At 54.4% G+C, this 4,540-nt stretch carries 5 protein-coding genes and 1 pseudogene; 2 read left to right on the top strand and 4 right to left on the bottom strand.

Annotation, left to right across the window (positions count from 1 at the left end):
* Positions 1–110, top strand: a 110-nt coding sequence (locus QZ506_RS03240) for an IS1 family transposase (RefSeq protein WP_291968657.1), incomplete at its 5' end; no start/stop codon positions are given.
* Between the two features lie 147 nt (positions 111–257).
* Here the strand turns inward: QZ506_RS03240 and QZ506_RS03235 are convergent.
* The 4 genes and pseudogenes from QZ506_RS03235 to sbcD form a co-directional block, all read right to left on the bottom strand.
* A complete protein-coding gene (locus QZ506_RS03235; RefSeq protein WP_291969029.1) occupies positions 258–920 on the bottom strand; it encodes a hypothetical protein in 663 nt (220 codons plus the stop codon).
* 12 nt (positions 921–932) lie between these two features.
* On the bottom strand, positions 933–1,367 hold the full coding sequence (locus tag QZ506_RS03230) for a hypothetical protein (RefSeq protein ID WP_291969027.1): 435 nt from the start codon (positions 1,365–1,367) through the stop codon (positions 933–935).
* A 210-nt stretch (positions 1,368–1,577) separates the two neighbouring features.
* Positions 1,578–2,221: pseudogene (locus tag QZ506_RS03225) on the bottom strand (AAA family ATPase); the annotation flags it as partial.
* The gene (gene sbcD, locus QZ506_RS03220) at positions 2,218–3,441 is read right to left on the bottom strand and encodes an exonuclease subunit SbcD (RefSeq protein ID WP_291969025.1); all 1,224 of its coding nucleotides are present in this window, start codon (positions 3,439–3,441) and stop codon (positions 2,218–2,220) included. The gene sbcD and the pseudogene QZ506_RS03225, both read right to left, overlap by 4 nt.
* Before the next feature lie 271 nt (positions 3,442–3,712).
* On the opposite strand from sbcD, the gene phoB reads away from it, so the two are divergent.
* Positions 3,713–4,402, top strand: coding sequence for a phosphate response regulator transcription factor PhoB (gene phoB, locus QZ506_RS03215; RefSeq protein ID WP_291969024.1), 690 nt, complete (start codon positions 3,713–3,715; stop codon positions 4,400–4,402).
* The last annotated feature ends 138 nt before the right edge of the window (positions 4,403–4,540 follow it).

The following is a 4,540-nucleotide window of genomic DNA, read 5'->3' as shown; positions in this document are numbered from 1 at the left end:
TGCGTAACCGATTGCAACGGCTCAATCGCAAGACGCTCGGATATTCAAAATCATCCGAAATGCACGATAGGATCATCGGTACTTACATCGAACGCGAGTACTACGTTTGATGCTACATCAACTCATTGAATACACGACCGAGCTTCTATCTGGCTAAACAGGGTATCTGCTTCGCGATCGCAGGCGGTAAGCCACTCGGCAATCTCTTGTTCCTGCTCGGGCGTGAAGGTTACGTGTAAATGCTCACTCACCTGTTGCTAAGCGGTATAGCGAGTTTGGTATCGCTTTTCCTGTTCGGCCCGTTCGGCTTGAAGTTCGTCACGCTGTTTTGCCAATGCGGCGAGCGCACCTTCGCACTGTGCCAATTCACTGCGCGCCTGCTGGCATTGCGTGCGCAGTTGTGCCATACGCACTTGCGTCTCGGACGCGGTTTGCGCCAGCGTTTGATACTCCGCAATCGCCGGATGGTGCGTGGAGCCACACAGCGGACAGGCCTCTCCCGGTTGTAACTGTGCGCGTTCAGCCTCCAGCTTGACGATGTGCTGTTCCAGCTCGACGCAGTGTTCGACATCGTTCAGTTGCTGCTCCAGACGCTGACAGCCCGCGCGTTGCGCGTTATTACTCTGCGTGTCGGACTGAAAATGCTGGTCCAGCGTGAGCCATTTGCTGGCGCTATTTTGCTGCTGTTGACGTAGGTTGCTGAGTGCTTGTGTTAATTCCCCAAAGTGCCTCCGTGCTTGCCCTGCGCGCTGGTGCGCCGCGTAACGTTCACGCAAACCGGCAATCGGATTCGCCGTTTCTTCCTGTTGCCACACCTGTTGCTGCTGTTCGCTTAGCCCCACCTGCTTGCGCGTTATCGCTTGTTCATCGTTGTTCAGGCGCTGCTGCTGCGTATCGACAGCGGTCAGTTCCTCTGACAAGCGCTGTTGTTCCTAGAATGCCGCGCGCCACGCGCCAAGTTGTTCGCCCCAGTGACTGTGATGGGGATGCTGCTGCTGGTAATTGAGTCGGGTTTCACTCTGGGTTTGCAGGGTATCGCGCTGGCGAAGCAGGTCAGCCAGTTGCTGCTGCTCGTTATCACGCTGAGTTTGTATTTGGCTCAACGCTAGGCGGTGCTGGGCACAGCGTTCCCTTTGGCTAGCGATGTGCTGATCGAGCGGTATCACCTGCTGCTCGATCAGCGTTTCTTCCTGCTGGCGTGCGGCATTCTGTTGCTGCTGTGCCTGTTGCGCTTGCAGCAACAACTGCTGTTGCTGCTGATGTATCGTCTGGCTGGCGGCGTGCTGCTGGGTTAACTCGCTTTCACGCGTTTGTGCAGCAACCCGTGCTAATTGAGTACGTTCGCGCTCGCGCTGTAAGGGGCGCAATTTTTCTGCGGGCTCGTCACGTTCCAGCCGTAATCGATCGGGCTCGGCGTCACTTTGTGCCTGCTCAACGGCCTCGGCCTGTTGCTGCTTTTTGCGTAAGTCCTGCTGAAGAAGCCGTTCTTGAACCAGCCATTGCTGGTGTGTCAGTGCTTGCTTACGTTTTTCCCGTAACCGTTGTTCTTCCTGCTGTAGCTGAGTCAGTGCCGCCAGTACGCTTTGTCGCTCACGTCATCCAACAGTGTGATGGCTGAGGCGCGTGATTGTAGCGTGTCCAATGCCAGCTTTACTGCCTTATGCCGTTCATAGATCCGACTGGAGATCTCGCCATAGATCACTGTTCCGGTCAGCTCTTCCAGCAGTTCTGCGCGATCTTTAGTAGCGGCATTAAGAAAGGCGGAAATTGCCCCTGCGAGAGAATCATTGAGCGGGTAAAACGCTCAAAATCCAGCCCGATAATACGGACGGTGTGAGCCAGTTTTTCGGACAACTTTTGCGTGAGGATCTTACCGTCTTCGATCAGCGCCAGTTCGGCTTTCGGGGTTTGCAGGTTGCCGTCTGCCGCATCTTTGGCGCGGCGCTGACTCCAAAACGCGCGATAGACGACGTCCTTGACCTCAAATTCCACTTCTGCCAGACAGTCGGCCGTATTATGTGTCATCAGTTCGTTTTGCGTGGCGGAGAGCGCATTCAGCCGCGGCGTCTGGTGATACAGTGCCAGACAGATGGCATTCAGCAGCGTAGTTTTGCCCGCGCCGGTCGGGCCGGTGATGGCAAACGGATCCTGTGTGAAATCAATCTTCCATTCGCCTTTGAGAGAGTTGAGGTTTTTTTAACCGTAAGCTCAAGATTTTCATGCTTGCGGCGCTCCTTCGGTAACGTCTCTGACCATTTCATCGAACAGCGGGCGCAGCCGTGCTTGCTGTTCCTGCGCCATGTCGGTCAGCGCCAGTTTGCGTTCAAAAACGTCCTGCGGGGATAATTCGTCCAATGTTTCTTTCTTTTCGCGCGCAATCGCCTGCAACCGCTGCTCACGGTTGCGCCGTAACAGCAACACGTCGACGGGCAATGTGTGCGTTAACTGCTGGATATGCTGCTGCATATCGCTGAGGTAGGTGTCGGTGGCGATCTCGATGCCCAGCCAGATGCGCTGACTCGCTTCTGGTATGGGTAAGCTGTGCAACTGTTGCTCAATGTCCGCCAGATTGCCTTTGATGAGGCGCATCGGTTGCGTCACAGGTACGGGTAGCAGCGTTATTTCTGGGGGCGCGCTAGGCGAGAAGTCGATCAACGTGACCGATTTTTCACTACCAATCTCGTCAAAACTCAGAGCAATCGGGGAGCCGCTGTAGCGGATGTGCTCGCTGTGCACCACGCGCTGCGGGCGGTGGATATGCCCAAGGGCGATATAATCGGCAGGCGGAAAGGCCTGTACCGGGTAAGCATCAAGCGAGCCGATGTAGATCTCGCGTACCGCTTCCGAGGCGGTAACCACCACGGTGGTCAGGTGTCCGGTGGCGATAATCGGCAGGGGCATTGCCAGCGTGTCGCGCAAATCGCAGGCGTGCTGATAGCATTGCGCGTAGTGTTCGCTGATGGCTTCTTGCAAGGCGATCTGTTTTTCCACGCCGGATTGACCCGCCAGGCTGCGCAGGATGTCGCGCGGACGCAGAAAAGGAATCGCGCACAGAATTGCACCGGGCGCGCCTTGATGGGTATTAAGTGTGAAGACCTGCAGCATCACATCCTCGGTGGCGTTGGCGATAACACGGGTATTGAGGCATGCTGGCAGATCGCGCGATTCATTTAAGGTTGCTACCGCATCGTGGTTTCCGGCCAGCAACACCAATTGGCATCCCGTGGTGCGCAATGCCACCACAAACCGGTTGAGCATCTCGCGTGCGTAGCTTGGCGGCGAACCGTTATCAAAGATATCACCCGCCACAATCAGCGCATCGACCTGATGTTCGGTTATCTGCTCGATGAGCCAGTCGAGAAACGCTTGATGCTCCGGTGCGCGACTTTTAGTATAAAAATATTGGCCCAGATGCCAGTCTGCGGTGTGAATGATACGCATGGCGTTTACTGTTAGACGTGCTATCTACTGTAGGGCGATTATAAGCAGTGAGGGCGACGGCTGTCGTTATCGCTGCGAAAATTTTGGAAACAGTGGCTAAATAGGGTGTTACCTTCAGTTTGGTTTTTCATAAATCCGTCATAAAACTGACGCATACTGCTTTCGCCCGCAGAAGATAAGCTGCTCAGGCACCTTTATAGGTAAAGCGGGCAATGGTGAGATTTCGTTATTTTTGACGCGTTTCATACGCTGACTAACGGCAGGATGGACAATGGCAAGACGCATACTGGTCGTAGAAGATGAAGCGCCGATCCGTGAAATGGTGTGCTTCGTGTTAGAGCAAAACGGCTATCAGTCCGTTGAAGCGGAAGATTATGACAGCGCTGTGACGCGTTTGTCCGAACTCTATCCGGATCTGGTACTGCTGGACTGGATGCTGCCAGGTGGCTCGGGATTGCAGTTTATCAAGCACATGAAGAGCGAAGCGCTGACGCGGGATATTCCGGTTATGATGTTGACGGCGCGCGGTGAAGAGGAAGATCGCGTACGCGGGCTTGAGGTTGGCGCGGATGATTATATCACCAAGCCGTTTTCGCCCAAAGAACTGGTAGCACGCATCAATGCGGTGATGCGCCGTATTTCACCCATGGCGGTGGAAGAGGTGATCGAAATGCGGGGGTTGAGTCTGGACCCAACTTCGCATCGCGTTACCACAGAACAACACGCGCTGGAGATGGGGCCGACCGAATTCAAACTGCTGCATTTCTTTATGACGCACGCTGAGCGTGTATACAGCCGCGAGCAGTTGCTCAATAACGTTTGGGGAACTAACGTTTATGTTGAGGATCGTACTGTGGACGTGCATATTCGTCGCTTGCGCAAGGCGCTGGAAACCAGCGGACACGATAAAATGGTGCAAACGGTCCGGGGAACGGGGTACCGTTTTTCTACGCGTTATTGAGGCTTTGTTGAATAAATAGAACTTTTGGGTAATCATCGGAGCAGATCACCACAGTTGTTTCAAAATCAGGTCTCCATGGCAAAACAAAATTTTAAAATCACCAACTGGCCCTCTTATAACAAGGCCCTCAAGCAGCGC

The sequence above is a fragment of the Candidatus Symbiopectobacterium sp. genome, from assembly GCF_020054415.1.
Lineage (GTDB): Bacteria > Pseudomonadota > Gammaproteobacteria > Enterobacterales > Enterobacteriaceae > Symbiopectobacterium.
This window is presented reverse-complemented; position numbering and strand designations above follow the sequence as displayed.

Excerpts from the sequence above, each read along its gene's own strand:
- phoB (WP_291969024.1), top strand. The coding sequence starts at position 3,713 with ATGGCAAGACGCATACTGGTCGTAGAAGATGAAGCGCCGATCCGTGAA.
- sbcD (WP_291969025.1), bottom strand. The coding sequence starts at position 3,441 with ATGCGTATCATTCACACCGCAGACTGGCATCTGGGCCAATATTTTTAT.